The organism is Mesorhizobium xinjiangense, from assembly GCF_009749525.1.
Lineage (GTDB): Bacteria > Pseudomonadota > Alphaproteobacteria > Rhizobiales > Rhizobiaceae > Mangrovimarina > Mangrovimarina xinjiangensis.
In genome coordinates this window covers 1-14,120 of sequence record NZ_WOAC01000035.1, presented here as the reverse complement: position 1 = coordinate 14,120, position 14,120 = coordinate 1, and the positions used below count along the sequence as shown (strand labels likewise).

The 14,120-nt window shown below is 58.5% G+C and carries 14 protein-coding genes and 5 pseudogenes; 10 read left to right on the top strand and 9 right to left on the bottom strand.

The window, feature by feature from the left end; all coding sequences use genetic code 11:
• Nucleotides 1-81: 81 nt before the first annotated feature.
• On the bottom strand, nt 82-468 hold the full coding sequence (locus GM909_RS24190) for a hypothetical protein (RefSeq protein ID WP_157020031.1): 387 nt from the start codon (nt 466-468) through the stop codon (nt 82-84).
• A gap of 736 nt (nt 469-1,204) precedes the next feature.
• Between GM909_RS24190 and GM909_RS24185 the strand changes: the two genes are divergently transcribed.
• Nucleotides 1,205-1,483: a hypothetical protein gene (locus tag GM909_RS24185; protein WP_157020029.1), complete on the top strand. Its 279-nt coding sequence runs from the start codon at nt 1,205-1,207 to the stop codon at nt 1,481-1,483.
• Here the strand turns inward: GM909_RS24185 and GM909_RS24180 are convergent.
• The 3 genes from GM909_RS24180 to GM909_RS24170 all read right to left on the bottom strand — a co-directional run bounded on the left by GM909_RS24180 (nt 1,480) and on the right by GM909_RS24170 (nt 3,573).
• Nucleotides 1,480-1,881, bottom strand: coding sequence for an RES family NAD+ phosphorylase (locus tag GM909_RS24180; protein ID WP_235912060.1), 402 nt, complete (start codon nt 1,879-1,881; stop codon nt 1,480-1,482). The genes GM909_RS24185 and GM909_RS24180 overlap by 4 nt on opposite strands.
• A gap of 117 nt (nt 1,882-1,998) precedes the next feature.
• The gene (locus GM909_RS24175) at nt 1,999-2,388 is read right to left on the bottom strand and encodes a hypothetical protein (RefSeq protein ID WP_157020027.1); all 390 of its coding nucleotides are present in this window, start codon (nt 2,386-2,388) and stop codon (nt 1,999-2,001) included.
• 78 nt (nt 2,389-2,466) lie between these two features.
• Nucleotides 2,467-3,573 (bottom strand): RHE_PE00001 family protein, encoded by a 1,107-nt coding sequence (locus GM909_RS24170; RefSeq protein ID WP_157020025.1) that lies wholly within the window; start codon nt 3,571-3,573, stop codon nt 2,467-2,469.
• Nucleotides 3,574-3,856: 283 nt separating this feature from the next.
• On the opposite strand from GM909_RS24170, the gene GM909_RS24165 reads away from it, so the two are divergent.
• Nucleotides 3,857-4,801 carry a recombinase family protein gene (locus GM909_RS24165; protein WP_157020092.1) on the top strand — a complete coding sequence of 315 codons (945 nt, stop codon included), beginning with the start codon at nt 3,857-3,859 and terminating at the stop codon, nt 4,799-4,801.
• Nucleotides 4,802-4,868: 67 nt separating this feature from the next.
• Here GM909_RS24165 and repC read toward each other — a convergent pair whose 3' ends face one another.
• The 3 genes from repC to repA all read right to left on the bottom strand — a co-directional run bounded on the left by repC (nt 4,869) and on the right by repA (nt 8,604).
• The gene (gene repC, locus GM909_RS24160) at nt 4,869-6,185 is read right to left on the bottom strand and encodes a plasmid replication protein RepC (RefSeq protein ID WP_157020023.1); all 1,317 of its coding nucleotides are present in this window, start codon (nt 6,183-6,185) and stop codon (nt 4,869-4,871) included.
• A gap of 155 nt (nt 6,186-6,340) precedes the next feature.
• Nucleotides 6,341-7,321, bottom strand: coding sequence for a plasmid partitioning protein RepB (gene repB, locus GM909_RS24155; RefSeq protein ID WP_157020021.1), 981 nt, complete (start codon nt 7,319-7,321; stop codon nt 6,341-6,343).
• Nucleotides 7,322-7,395: 74 nt separating this feature from the next.
• Nucleotides 7,396-8,604, bottom strand: a complete 1,209-nt coding sequence (repA, locus tag GM909_RS24150; protein ID WP_157020019.1) for a plasmid partitioning protein RepA — start codon at nt 8,602-8,604, stop codon at nt 7,396-7,398.
• A gap of 413 nt (nt 8,605-9,017) precedes the next feature.
• Between repA and GM909_RS24145 the strand changes: the two are divergent.
• Both GM909_RS24145 and GM909_RS26545 read left to right on the top strand, forming a co-directional pair.
• Nucleotides 9,018-9,203, top strand: a pseudogene (locus GM909_RS24145) (integrase core domain-containing protein); the annotation flags it as partial.
• A 22-nt stretch (nt 9,204-9,225) separates the two neighbouring features.
• Nucleotides 9,226-9,408, top strand: a pseudogene (locus GM909_RS26545) (bleomycin resistance protein); the annotation flags it as partial.
• 185 nt (nt 9,409-9,593) lie between these two features.
• Here GM909_RS26545 and GM909_RS24140 read toward each other — a convergent pair.
• Nucleotides 9,594-9,878 (bottom strand): DUF4242 domain-containing protein, encoded by a 285-nt coding sequence (locus GM909_RS24140; protein WP_157020017.1) that lies wholly within the window; start codon nt 9,876-9,878, stop codon nt 9,594-9,596.
• A gap of 219 nt (nt 9,879-10,097) precedes the next feature.
• On the opposite strand from GM909_RS24140, the gene GM909_RS24135 reads away from it, so the two are divergent.
• From GM909_RS24135 to bla, 6 genes and pseudogenes are all read left to right on the top strand, one after another.
• A complete protein-coding gene (locus tag GM909_RS24135) occupies nt 10,098-11,213 on the top strand; it encodes a LysR family transcriptional regulator (protein ID WP_157020015.1) in 1,116 nt (371 codons plus the stop codon).
• Between the two features lie 32 nt (nt 11,214-11,245).
• Nucleotides 11,246-11,368, top strand: a pseudogene (locus GM909_RS24130) (transposase); the annotation flags it as partial.
• An 85-nt stretch (nt 11,369-11,453) separates the two neighbouring features.
• The gene (locus GM909_RS26540; RefSeq protein WP_407941354.1) at nt 11,454-11,528 is read left to right on the top strand and encodes a helix-turn-helix domain-containing protein; all 75 of its coding nucleotides are present in this window, start codon (nt 11,454-11,456) and stop codon (nt 11,526-11,528) included.
• Between the two features lie 65 nt (nt 11,529-11,593).
• Entirely contained in the window at nt 11,594-11,983 is a 390-nt protein-coding gene (locus GM909_RS24120; RefSeq protein WP_157020013.1) for a hypothetical protein, read from the top strand.
• A pseudogene (locus GM909_RS24115) lies at nt 11,980-12,503 on the top strand (RES family NAD+ phosphorylase). Before GM909_RS24120 ends, GM909_RS24115 begins: the two are co-directional and overlap by 4 nt.
• On the top strand, nt 12,494-13,465 hold the full coding sequence (gene bla, locus GM909_RS24110; protein WP_157020011.1) for a class A beta-lactamase: 972 nt from the start codon (nt 12,494-12,496) through the stop codon (nt 13,463-13,465). The pseudogene GM909_RS24115 and the gene bla overlap by 10 nt, the downstream one beginning before the upstream one ends.
• A 129-nt stretch (nt 13,466-13,594) precedes the next feature.
• On the opposite strand, the pseudogene GM909_RS25895 reads toward bla, so the two are convergent.
• Nucleotides 13,595-14,120, bottom strand: a pseudogene (locus tag GM909_RS25895) (IS5/IS1182 family transposase); the annotation flags it as partial.

Here is a 14,120-nt window from a genome sequence, read left to right as displayed (position 1 = left end):
CGAAATTCCTGAACATGACGGAATGCATCGGCCGGGGCGGCGCGAGGCCGCCCGGCAGTGAGCGCCCCAAGAGGGCGCGCGTCAGTTCAGGCGTCTGGGGGGGCGGATGAGTTCGGCGTATTCGCCGTCGATCAGTACCGAAAGATGCACCGGCTCGAAACAGCGCTCGACCGGCCGCTGCAATGCCTGGCAATCGACCGATACGGCCGTCACCGACGCGCAATGCACCTCGCAGGCCTTGTCGGCGAAGCGCTTGTCATGGTGGTTCTGGGAACTGTTGTCCTGGCTCGGCTCTTCAGCGACCGATTGGTGATGCTGCGCATGGCTGCCGTGCTCGACAGACGAGGCATCCGCGGCAAGTGCCGTAGCGACCTGGAAGCCCTTTGCATTAGCGACAGCAAACATTCCCGGCTGAAGCACGGTAAGAAACAGAAAGGCGAGCGCCAGGATCGTGCGGAATGCCGCCAATCCCTGGTGTCTCGTTTGCGGGCGCCTTCTCATCATGCATCTTGGGACAATCATTCGCCTGATTTGTCAAGCGCCGACGGGCATACTTTCCCTACGTTGCAACCAAATGTGATCTGCCGAGCCCGAGTCCCTTAATCAGGGAGCGTTGCGCCACAGTCAACTTCCAGGAGCTGCTGGAGCTGCGGGCATGCGAATACCGTGACGCTCGCGCCCGCGAGGAAACCGCGCTCGCGAGTCTTTCCGAACAGACCGGGGTCGAGCTCGAGAAATCGCGTCAAGCCGCATCTCTTCGGGCGCAGGTCGCGGAGAAGAAGAAGCTAATCGACCGCTACCAGGGGGACCGCAAACAACTTCCACCGAAGGGCCGAACAAGACTGCTGAGAGACTGCAGGATCTAATCACGGCCGCGGACAAGGTGCGCGGATACATTCGGTATTTCGCGAACCAGCAGTCGGCCATCACCGGAATATAGGCCGAAGTGCAGGATCTGCGGCAGAACAAGGCGCGGATACGCTACGCACCATGCGCGAGCAGCATCAACGAGCCAAGATCGAGGATGACGATTGGAAACGCTTCCTTCTGACATACTCCGGAAATGTCGACGAGGTGGTGTCGAAGAAAGCGATAGATGCTGCAAAGAGCATGGAGGGTTGGCGCGGTGTCGCGCCAACTGCGCCAGTAGATGACTCTGGTTCCTTCATCCGTCCGACCGACCGACGACCCGGAAAAGTTGCCAGTGGGAACGCTTGAAGCCGAGATCGCCCGGATCGAGAAGATCGTCGCTGCAGACAACGAGACGGCCAAGAGGCTCGCAGCCGTCAGAAAAAGAATCGCCGATGAAACCACGGTGCTGCAAAGCCTCGATGAGAAGCTGAAGATTTTAGAAGGCGACCGGGAGCGGGCAACCTCCTTGGTATTGGAACGTGAGGCTGGCTATACCCGTGTGTTCGACGCCGTCGCAGAAGGAGTCTGCGGAATCCAAAATAGGAGGAACGTACGCGGGCGAGACCGTTAGCGCCAAGAGGACTGGTCTTTGGGAAGCCGACCGTCGGGATCGTGGACTTCGACGGAATCCGCTCTTGTCAGATTTGCAGGGAATAGGACGAGGTTCGTCCCTCCGGCATGGCGTAACGAGGGGAAAAGCAATCCGCGTAGTCCAGAGGAAATCACGGTATCAGCCAGTTTCCATGACGGCGGGATTTTCTTGTCGATGCGCGCGATCCTACGCCACTGACAATCCCACTCACTCCATGCGGGATCCCAGTGATCCGGATCGAAGCCTTCGGACAGGTCGGCAACCTCCTCCAGCGCAATCTTGTAAGCAGCGAGGGTAGCGGGCGGCGTGATGCTGGCGCCTTGCCGATATTCCTCAAGGGCTGTTTGCGGAGCTTCCGATAGGTACAAAGCTTCCACGCCTGGCCGATTGAAGCGGCCGCCATCACCGGCAGCCCGCCCCGCTCGTCGGAAGGAACGCCCATCGCAGTGTAAGGTATCTATGGTAGACGGCGTTCGGACCGATGCGAGTGACTTTCACCCGCGGGCTCCGTTTTCCAGATCACGGATATAGGCCAGGACGGCGTCAGCATGACCATCCGCGACAAGTTCGGCCGCGGTGCGGTGATCGTAGTCGGCAATCGGCTCGTTTCGATACCAATAGATGGCCTTCTGAATATCACCCGTGAGTTCGGCAGCGGCCGATATCACCTTGATCATCTGCCGCATCTTCATTTGCAGACGCTCGGACGAAGGATTGCGCAATGTGTTGCGGTGAACGCCGGTCAGCTCAGCCAAAGCAATGACCTTAACGCCAAGCACCTTAGAAAGGCGCGATGGCGAGATATAGGGTGTCCGAGGTTCCTGGAGGCTATCCACAAACTTCGATACAACGACATTTGCCTGCTCCGCATGAGCGTGTGACATGACTAATTTCCGCACTGTTCAATGCACAATATATGCACATTTCATATGCACATTTTCTAGCAAATCAAGTTTAATAGACTACAGCACGCCCCACGCCCGGTAGCGCCCCCTCCCCGTTATTTCACGGACGCCAAGCTCTTTAACCAGGTTCAACGCCCCGCGTGGCGAGATCCTCGCTGCATTCGCAATCATGGGCGCCGACACGATCGGCCGCGAAAGAAGTAGATCAATCGCAATCGGGAGACTGCTCGTCGACCGCTTGCCGACAGCGCGCCGCTCTAGCTGGCGCTTAGCGAGCGTTAGCCGATCGATATCCTTCATCCCTGCGCTTGCCGTAGCACTCATCGCTTCGAGATAGCCGACCAGCCTCGTCGTTGGATCGCGCGCACGTCGCCGCTCGCGGGGAATTTCCCGTAAGCCCACCGAATAGGCCAGCAAGTGCGATCGGACCTTTCCACGCGATCTTAGGAAATCCGAAACGAGCACCTGCCCGAGCCAGTGCTGGCGTTGTAACGGTTCTAGATGCTCCCAGGCGTCCCAAAGAACGGCCGCCGCCAAGGTGGCCGGTAACCGATCGACCTTCTTCGCCAGTTCGAGCCATTCAGCAATCCGTTCACCTTCATCCCAATCCGGGTCGCGAATGAGCAGCTCCCCAACACTGACCTCCGTTCCCCGCTTCCTTTGCTCGACAGACCCATTGCCATCGACCAGCCATTTGGTTCGGGTGAGAACCTCATCGATCTCAGCCAGCTCGGGCGACAGTGCTTCATCGACGACCAACTCGAGCTCGACCCCCTCCCCTCGCCTGTCAACCGGTTCGGCCTCACCGGAAGGTTCCTCGGCGACACCGGCGAGCGCCATGATCCCCGATCGCGCAACCGCCCATCCGGGATCGTTTCTCGACACCCGCCGCCTCGCCCTGACGATTCGGTGCGCGATGACGAGCTCGTGGCTCGGCGCGCGGATGTCCATTTGCGCATCGTGGAGAACGAGATCCTCGAGATGGACGAGTTCGCCGGCAACCCACATACAGGAGACGGAATCGAAGAAGTCGGCCCGTTCTGCAAAGCCCGGTCCCACCTCAGACCGCGCCACTTTCTCATCGAGCCGCGCGAGCGCGTCCTCCGCAGCCGCTATCGGTCCCAAGAGGGTCTCGTGGCTCAATTTTCCGATTTCGTAAGTCATTGATGTCACGCGTCTTCGATCCTCATACGGAAGCTATCATGATTTTCGCTTCCGTCACACCGGTAATTTCTGAGCTCCTCTATATATAATGCGCGCTGCGGCCTTCGGGATTGAACAGAGACCCGGCAATTCGTGCTCAGATCGACGAGAGGGCCTGTTTTTCTGGGGTTTCTGCCGCTTCAGGTGGTCAAAAAGACACGCAAGAGACGTTTACAAACGATCGGTTATGCATATCTTCTATGTTTGTAAATTCGTCTTCAACACAGCTCTCAGATTCCTCCAGATGGCCAAAACACCGCGCAACCACACCTCCCGTCGACCACAGGGCCAGTTTATCGGCTACGCGCGCGTGTCTACGGACGAGCAAGAGACTGAAGCGCAGGAGATGGAACTGCGGTCGGCCGGATGCGAGATGATCGTCCAGGAGCACGGTTCCGGTGCCTCGCGGACCCGCCCTGCCCTCGCCAGGCTTGTTCGGGAGATCGGCGCCGGCGACACCCTCGTTGTCGTTCGGCTCGACCGCCTGGCTCGTTCGGTGAGCCACCTGCTCGATGTCATCGAGGAGCTGACTGCCAAAGGTGCACATTTCCGCTCGCTAAGTGATCCAATCGATACCACGACGCCGCAGGGCATGTTTTCGCTGCAGGTCCTTGGCGCCGTCGCTCAGCTTGAACGGGCACTCAATTCGGAACGGACGAAGGCAGGCGTCAAAGCCGCCAGGGCAAAAGGCCGATTACCAGGCAATCCTGGGATTCGAGAACGTCGGCCCGAAGCACTCGCCAAAATGACAGCTGCTCAAAAGGCGGCCTACGGTGCGCGGATCCAGTCCACTGCCAACCAATGGCTTCCAATCGTCCGGCGCATGCGACCAGACCACACTTGGGACGACATCTCACGCGTCCTCAAGCGGCGGGGCTTCGATTGGACCCCGGAACGCCTGCGACGGGCTGCAAAATGGATGATCAGCGAAGGAATGGCCGATGAGTCGCTTCTGAGGAAGTCGCCGCCTCGACCGCCCGAGGATCGCCTGATGACGCTGGTGGCGGGCATCCATTCGTCCAATCCGGAGCTCACCTTGCGCGAAATCGCCAATCAGCTCGAGCGCCTTCACGAGCGCACGCCGCGGGGTGGTACGAGATGGGCACCCTCATCCGTCAAGAACCTCCTCGACCGGGCTAAGCGAACGGGCTTGCTCGAGGCATTCGACGGTCTCGTCGACGTCGACTGAGCGCAAGGTCTCTGCCACAGAAAAGTCCGGGGGGTTCGACGAGGCTGTCCAGCTCATCGGGGCATCCTCACCTTCTCGATCGATCCAGTGACTTCAGCAGCGCGTCGGAGACTTCCAGACGCTCGTCTGCCTTGTTCCCATCGTTTCGCGGCTCAGCGGGCTTTCCGACGAAAGACCTACTGGCGTCCAACTTGGCACGCAAGAGCGCCATGACCATTGGCCAGGTCGAGAATTTCCCCTCCCTCGCTTTGTCGGTCAGACTGCGCAGATAACCGCCGGCGCTGTTGATCTGATCAGCCCGCTGGAGGATGGCTGCCAGAGCAATCGCGGCCTGCGCCTCGCCCATGACTTCGCAGGCTTCCCGCCAGGCGCTCGGGCTGACCCCAAGCAGAGGTCTGGCCACCTCCGCGGCGGCCAGAAAGTCTCGCCAGTGGCGTATCTCTCCGCCTTGCACCAGATCCTTCACGTCTGGGCAAGCATCAAGCACGATCCCCAAGGGTAGCTCCCGCTTCGGCAAGCTCCGCAGGTTGTCGTTTTCCGCCGCGCTGCCGCCCGCTTCATCTTCTTTTCTAGAGCCTCTTTTAGATTCAGATGTGGAGTCTGGGTTTGAATTCTGTATGTGGCGACCAGAATGGGACTCATTGGCGTCCGCATTCTGTGTTTTTGCGAATGATTCCAGTACCTCGAGGATTTCCGTGTAGAGGCCATGGAGGTCTATGCAGATGTCTTCGATAAGTTGCCTCGGTGCAGAGCGCGGCAAGCGGCCGACAATGGCCTGATAGGTCTGATGTACCCTGCCCCAGTTGCCTCGAACGTTCTCCTCGATGCCGGTTTCGATAAGCTTGACGATATCTCGGCGCAGCAGCGTGAGGCGCTCCTTGGCGACGCGATGGGCGTTCTTCTCGGCCCGGACGGTCTCCGCTAGTTCCTCGAATTCCTCGGCCCGGGCAACAATTGGAGCCAGATCGAACCCATAGGCCTGTTCGACCTGCCCTCCCCTGCCCTTCCGCGCGAAGCGCTTTCCGTTTGGACTATCCCGGCGGATGATCAGCCCACATTCAACCAGGACAGCCAGATGGCGCCGCAGCGTTGTCGCCGGCATCCCGTTCGCGCGAGCCATGAGCTGCTCGTTCGACGGCCAGACGATCAGTTCACCATCGCCTGCGAGCTCGGTTTCCGGGTGGAAAGAGAGCAGGGCATTGAGAATGGCCAGTGAGCGGTCCGTGGCGCCGATCAGATCGCGCGCTTCCCGGATCGAGTGAAACACTTTCCATTTTTGAACCTGCGCGCTTTCCGGCACTGCCTTCGCAACGGCCTGGCTTGTCATCATGCCAAGCGACATCGTTCGCCGCCCAAAGGGCGTCGTTGGGATATGCGTCTGCATTTTTCTTCACCTATCGCTAGGCAAAAGAAATCTGCTCGCCGAATCGACGCCGGGACTCTTGACAGTGATTCGCGGATTTGCGATTCTCAAGCTGACCAAAGCAGAGAAGGGCTTCCGCGACGGTGACGTTTCGGGGGCCTTTTTCTTTTGCGGTTTCAGTCTCCTGTTTCTTTCTTCTCCGACATCCTGAACGCCTCATAGAGGTCGCCCAGATTGCTGGAAATCCATTCGGCAAAACGCGGACCATCGGTCGCTCCAAGAGCTATGGTTGCCGCCTTGCCGCTTCGCGTGAATGCCGCGCTGACCGAATTGTCATCTGAGGACCAGGTTCTGGGCACGGGCTTGGCCGTCGTCTTCCGAACTGGCTTTCCTTTTTCGTTCAGGGCCGAAAACAGTCGCTCAAAACGGTCATTGCTCTCAAGATCGTCGAATTCAGGGGTGGCCATCACAGCATCGGCGGCTTCCGGTTTCCTGCCAGCCAGCAATGAAAGCTCTACCCATCTCTCCCGGCCGATAGCGGGAGCGGCTCCTACTCTCGAGATGACGGGAGCCGGGATGCGCTTGATGACGGAAATCATCTTCGACACCGCGGCGGCGTTGGAGGCCAGTGCGGAACAAATGACATCTCTGTCGTAACCCATGTCTTCGAGGCGGCTCGCAAACATGGCCTTTTCGATGAAGGTGAGATTGGCCCTGGCGGAATTCTCTTGCCCCTGAGCGATGACGTGCATCTTGTCGTCTATCGCCTTGACGACCGCCCTCACCTTTCGGCCGAGTTCCTTGGCGACTTGAACGCGCCGATGGCCGAAAACAACCATGTAGCGGCCTTCCGCTTCGGGATGCGGCCGCGCCAGAATGGGTGTGTCCTGTCCCCTCTCCCGAATGGCTTCGCGCAGTTCTTGATATTGCTCCTGGTCGTCACCCATACGATCGGAGATGAATGATCCATCGACCACACCCGGATCGAGCTCGACCACATGTTCGCCCTCGAGATAGGCGTCTGCCTGCTTGGCGAGCTCGCTCACAGAGCGGATCATCGACTTCGATGCACCCCGGACCGCGTATGGAGCGGCCGAGCTTGAAGACTCCTCATTCTCAATGTCATTCAAGCCAGCCAGCAGATTCTTTCGGGCCATGACATCAGTTCCTCTTGATGGCTAATGCGCTGATTTTTCGTCGCAAAAGACCGTTTTTGTCAGCCGACAACATCTCATCGTCCCCACGCGTGATGGACCAGGCCTGCAATCTCGCTATTGACCGCTTCGAGGGCTTCCATGGCGCGCTCATATGTCGACCGCGTCATGGTATTCTTCTCAACCTCGTAGAGGCTCTGCTTCGTTATCCCCGCATCCGAGATCGCCGTGGACTTCAACATCTGGTTCTTGAGGATGAACTCCCCGAACAGCGTCTGCAGGAATGCCACCATCTGGGCTTGCGGCTGGTCGGTCGGTTCATATCGCGTGATCACGTAACGGTACCATTCCAGATTCACGGCAGCTCCGGCGCTGCGAATTGGCTCCAGAATACCGCCCAGCATCAGCAGAAACTGTCCCATCGACATCACATCCAGCATTTGGGGATGGATGGTGATCAGGACCGAGGTGGCTGCAGTCAGTGCAGTGATCGTGAGGTAGCCGAGTTGCGGAGGGCAATCGACAACGACTACGTCGTAGCTGTCGTCGACCTCGGCCAAGGCGCTCGAAATACGCGTGAAAAATGCCTTGCCCGCATTTGAATTTCGATCAGCCATCGCAAGCGGCGTATCGTACTCGTACTCCTGCAGCTCGAGATTTGCCGGAACAATGTCGAGACCGGGGAAATTGGTCTCTTGGATGATGTTGGAAAGCGGGATTCTCTCGTCGTCATATCGGATCGCGTCGTAGATCGATTTGATCTGATCGAGCTCCGGCTGAAAACCGTGCAAGGAGGACAACGAGGCTTGCGGATCGAGATCGACTGCGAGAACCCGATGCCCGGTAAGAGCAAGATATTGCGACAGATGAGCGGCTGTGGTGGTCTTGCCTGAACCACCCTTGAAATTTACCACAGCGATGACCTGCAGCTTCTCACCGGAGCGCCGATGCGGAACATACATTCTTGCATCCGAGCGTCCATGCTGATCGAGATATTGTCTCAACTCGAGCATCTGCTCGGCGGTATATGATCTACGGCCGGAGGAGGAGGTTTCCGGAACCGGCCCCTTGCCCTCGAGATGCAGCTTCTTCAGATGGCTTTGCGAAACGCCGAGATATGTGGCGACCTCCGCCAGCGAAAACGATCGCAGATTCTTCTTCGCATGCGGCGGGAACCGTTGCATGCTCAACAGGTGCAGTTTCTTGGAAATCTGATCGCCCTGTTCGAGAATATGCTTCTCGAAGTGCAATGGCGCTTGAGCTGGAACAGGCGAACTCACGTTCATTCGATCAGGCTTCCCAAATAACGATTTTTGGCAAAAATCCACCAATCAACCGTGAGTATGCCCGATTCGTCGCTCTGAACAAGAAATTTTAGGTTAATGAATAGTTAACAGGGCGACGCCGCCTGCTCGGCATCTTTGTGGACAGAGTCATACAATTGATATTTCTACATATTTTGCTGAATTTGTCAGCAGACAACAAAAGTCCCCGGCGGCAAATCCACTGTCCGGCAAAGTGAGAAGGAGAATCACCGGCCTGTCCCGGTCAGCGCCACCGCGCTTCCAGCAGATGACGGGCCGTGATCGAGCCCACCACCCGCCATGTCGGTTCACTCAGCCGGATGATGGTCATCCCGCGCACAATGCCAGAGCATCAGCCTCTCACGCGCGCGACACGAACCACACATTCATAGGATCGCGCGGCAGACGAATGCCTCAACGAGCATCTGTTCCGCAGCTACCGCCATGCCCGTGAGGTCATCGAGAGATGGAGGATCGACTACAATCTGAAGCGACCGCACACGAGTCTCGACGGGCTCACCCCGCACGAATTTGCAACCCGGTCACGAATGGACCACAACGTGAACAGGGCTAGCCTATGAATGGGTACATTCAGGGGAGCATGTCACGAGCATAGCCCCTTTGCTCGATGCGCTCACGAAGGCTGAGCTTCCCCTTTATTTCGGTCCGGAAGAAAAGTGGTATCGGAAAAATGACGGTGAGGTTGGAAATCGTCAATTCGTAGTTGCCGATCCAGATGGCTACCTGCTCCGCTTCTTCGAGGATCTAGGTCGGCGTAGCCCGTGAGCGTCTTCTTCGTCCGCACACCAGACAAACTCCGCCTGGGGATCACCTAGTGGATTGACAGTATCAATATTCGAATGCGCCTTCGCATGATTGAACCGCTGCCGCATACTCTCCTGGTACTTCGAACGATCCATCGCCTCCGCCGATGGTGCACCGACGGCCGCGAAGGCGCACCATCGGGACGATCAGTTGTTGGCAGTGAGGGGGTCGATGATCTGTGGAACTTCCGTAATCGTCGTAACGGGAATTCCGGAGACCTCGGAATGCTTGCGGATGGTTTCCTCGCTATCGGCAAGATACACGCAGAATGTCTTCTCCCCAGCCACGTAGCTGTGCTGCCACTGGACCTTCGGACCGATCTCGGCGAGGGCTTTGTTCGACGCCCGTGCCGCGCCGCAAAGTTCCGTGATCGACATTTGGCCAATACCGGGAATGTCGCGCTCGACGATGTAGCGTTTCATCTGGGTCATTTGTTCCTCCTGTGATCGGGATGGGAACAGCATGACGCAAAATGGGCTTTGAGCCTAATGAGGTTTTTCTTTTCGTTAGAAAGGAAATCTTTATAATCAAAGCTGCGTTTTGTTCCCCCAGAGTCAACTTTCAGCAGATGTCAGGCGCAACACATCTGAGATCACTCCAGGCTCTGGATCTGGCGATCCAGGAGGGATCGCTGCATAGCATGACGCAAAATGGGCTTTGAGCCTAATGAGGTTTTTCTTTTCGTTAGAAAGGAAATCTTTATAATCAAAGCTGCGTTTTGTTCCACCAGAGTCAACTTTCAGCAGATGTCAGGCGCAACACATCTGAGATCACTCCAGGCTCTGGATCTGGCGATCCAGGAGGGATCGCTGCAGGGGGCAGCTCGGCGTCTAGGCATCACCGCCGCTGCCGTCGGACAGAGAATTCGTTTCCTAGAGGAATATCTGGAGACCGACCTGCTTGTCAGGGGGCGATCGGGGCTGCAGCCGACACCTGCGCTCGGTGCTGCACTCGACGATTTGCGAGCGGGTTTCGCGGCGCTCGACAAAGCCACCGACAAGCTGGATTTCCAGCGGGCCGCAGAGATCCATGTCGTTGCCGATCCCGACTGGGCGGATCTGTGGCTTCTTCCGCGCCTTGAGCTCTTTCATCGAGAACATCCCAACATATCCTTCAACTTGAATGGGGAAGGTGATGTCCCAATGCGTTTGGGGACGACGGACTGCATAATCGACCGCGACACGGAAGGTCATGCTGCCGATGGCGAGCCTCTTTATACCGAACGCTTCCTGCCCGTGTGTTCCCTCGAGAACCAGGCCCGGCTTGAAGGTGCTTTCAACCAGCCCTCCGGTGTGCCGTCTCCAAAGTACCTGCCTGTCGGTGCGCTCGACGATCGGGCGAGATTATGGCGTCACTCCGCTGCCGCGGGCCTGGAAGGGTTCCCGTTGCTCCATATACAGTCGCGTCCCTCTCAGCCCCATACGCCGAGTTGGCGGGAATGGGCCGAAACGTTCGGATACGACCGGGCTGAACCCGAGCGAGGGGTGCGCTACGCGCATATGCGCGACGCGCTCGAGGGCGTGAGATCGAACGCGGGGCTTCTTATCTGCGGCCTGTCTCTTGTTCTCGACGATGTCGAAGCAGGGAGGATGAGTTTGCCTTTCCCCGTCTGTGACCATGTGCTCGCGACGAGCCCGTACCGCATCAGGATTCGTGATGCCGCCATGGCACGACCGCAGGTCCGACGCTTCCGCAATTGGCTTATTTCGGAAAGCGAGACAACGAAGTCGCGGCTCGAGAGGCTGGCCGCACCGAGATCTGCGTAGTTGGCGCACCGCGAGCGAATTGGTCCTGAGATCTCGTCGAAAACTTCTTCTGCAAGCTCAAAGAGTTCAAACGCATCGCCATGCGCGCCGACAAAACCGACACCTCGTTCATTGCAATCATCCATCTCGCAGCCGCCGTCATAAATTCACGATGAATCTCAACAGGCCTTAGAGCGGCGCGCCGTCGGCAAGCGGTCGACGAGCAGTCTCCCGGTTGCCATTGATCTGCTTCGCGGGGCGTTGAGCCTAGTTAAAGAGTTTGGCGTCCGTGAGATGACGGGGAGGGGACGCTATCGTGCGTGGGGCCTGTTGTAGCCGAATAAACTTGATATGCTAGAAAATGTGCATATATTGTGCATTGAACAGTGCGGAGATTAGTCATGTCACACGCTCATGCCGAGCAGGCGAATGTCGTTGTATCCAAGTTCGTGGACAGCCTCCAGGAACCGCGGACACCCTATATCTCGCCCTCGCGCTTTTCTGAGGTGCTTGGCGTTAAGGTCATTGCTTTGGCTGAGCTGACCGGCGTTCACCGCAACACATTGCGCAATCCATCGTCCGAGCGTCTACAACTGAAGATGCGGGAAATGATCAAGGTGATATCGGCCGCCGCTGAGCTCACGGGGGATATTCAGAAGGCCATCTATTGGTATCGAAACGAGCCGATTGCCGACTACGATCACCGCACCGCGGCCGAACTTGTCGCGGATGGTCATGCTGACGCCGTCCTGGCCTATATCCGTGATCTGGAAAACGGAGCCCGCGGGTGAAGGTCACTCGCATCGGTCTGAACGCCGTCTTCCATAGATACCTTACGCCGCGATGGGCGTTTCTTCCAACGAGCGGGGCAGGGGCAGCTGGTGATGGCGGCCGCTTCAATCGGCCAGGCGTGGAAGCTTTGTACCTATCGGAAGCTCCGCAAACAGCCCTTGAGGAATATCGGCAAGGCACCAGCATCACGCCGCCCGCTACCCTCGCTGCTTACAAGATTACGCTGGAGGAGGTTGCCGACCTGTCCGAAGGTTTCGATCCGGATCACTGGATCCCGCATGGAGCGAGTGGGATTGTCAGTGGCGTCAGATCGCACGCATCGACAAGAAAATCCCGCCGTCGTGGAAACTGGCTGATACCGTGATTTCCTCTGGACTACGCGGATTGCTTTTCCCCTCGTTACGCCATGCCGGAGGGACGAACCTCCTCCTATTCCCTGCAAATCTGACAAGAGCGGATTCCGTTGAAGTCCACGATCCCGACGGTCGGCTTCCCAAAGACCAGTCGTCATGGTCTTAGTCGAAAAGGGCTGGTTCCTCCGATCATTGCGCATTACGCACCCTTTTTTGAGAAAATTGAGATTCAGTTTGCCACATCCGCAGCGCAGTGCTTCCTTCCTGCCGCGCCTCGCGGCAACGCTCGCCCTCGGACTGTCGCTGGCCACCTCCGCCGTCGCGCAGGACGCCGAAGATCGGCTCGCCGAAACGATCCACCGCGTCGAAGACCGCTTGGACGCCCGGACCGGGGTCATGGTACGCGACACAGGCTCGGACTGGACCTGGGCGTATCGCGCCGAGGAGCGCTTCCTCATGAACAGCACGGTCAAACCCGTGATCTGCGGCGCTGTCCTGGCGGAGGTGGATGGCGGCGCCTTGACGCTCGACGAGGTGTTGCCCATTCGCGACGAGAACCTGCTGTCCTACGCCCCTGTGACAGAAACGCGTGTGGGTGAGTCCATGTCAATCGGCGATCTCTGCCTCGCCACCCTGGACATGAGCGACAACACCGCCGCGAACCTTCTCATGGATCGGCTGGGCGGCCCGCAGGAAGTGACCGCCTTCCTGCGCGATATCGGCGATCCTGTTACTCGCCTCGACCGGCGGGAGCCCGAACTGAACACCTTTGCCCCAGGCGATCCCCGCGACACCACGACTCCGGCCGCGATGCTTGATACCTTGCAGGCCATGCTGCTGGGCGATGCGCTGACGCCGGCCTCGCGTGCGCAATTGGCGGAGTGGATGAGCCGTGGCGGTGTGACGGGCGCATTGCTGCGGGCCGAGGCGCCTGCGGACTGGGAAATCGCCGACAAGTCGGGCGGCGGGGACCAGACGCGCAACATCGTGGCAATGGTAACGCCGCGGGACCACGCGCCCTGGCTTGTGGCCATCTATCTTTCCGATGCCGACGTGGATTTCGTGACCCGCAACGCGGCGCTGCAGGAGATCGGCGCGGCGGTGATGGCTGTTCTCAAGAGCCGGTGAAGGCGGATTTCGGTCAAGATGATTGGCCCATGCAGGGTCTTGGCGCTCTCTTGGTGACGCTCGTCGGTGACGTCGGTGCTACTCTGCAGGTTGGAATTATCAAGCTGGTCGTCCGTGATTTAGGCGATTTCAGGCGTTTGGGACGGCCGTCATCGTGTTCGATGGCGGCTGTTTTTCGGCGCTGATCAGGACGATCGCAAGCAGGAACGCCAAAAGCTGCTTCATCCATGCGATGAACAGCCGCAGATTGTGGCCGGCTGCGGCGAGGATGGCGTTGACGGCATCGCCTTCGGCTCCCTTGAGATGGTTCCTTTCCAGCAGGCCGTCGCTCTTGAGATGTCCGATGACAGGCTCGATGGCGTTGCGCCGTCGCAGTTCACGCCGGATCGTCGGCGAGACGATGCCCCTGGTATGGGCGACATGGACTTCGGCGCGTTGCGGATCGCCGCCATGGCCGCGATAGCCGCGGTCAACATAGGCGCGCCGCACCGTCACGCCGGTGAGCCGCTCGGTCTGTTCTATCTGACCTTCGAGCGTATGGCCGTCGTAGGGATTTCCCGGCAGCGCCATGGCCCCGAGGATGAACTGTCCGCCGGCGCTTGCAGCATTGGTGACGGCAATCGACGTCTTGACGCCGAACTCGTAGCGGGTTCGG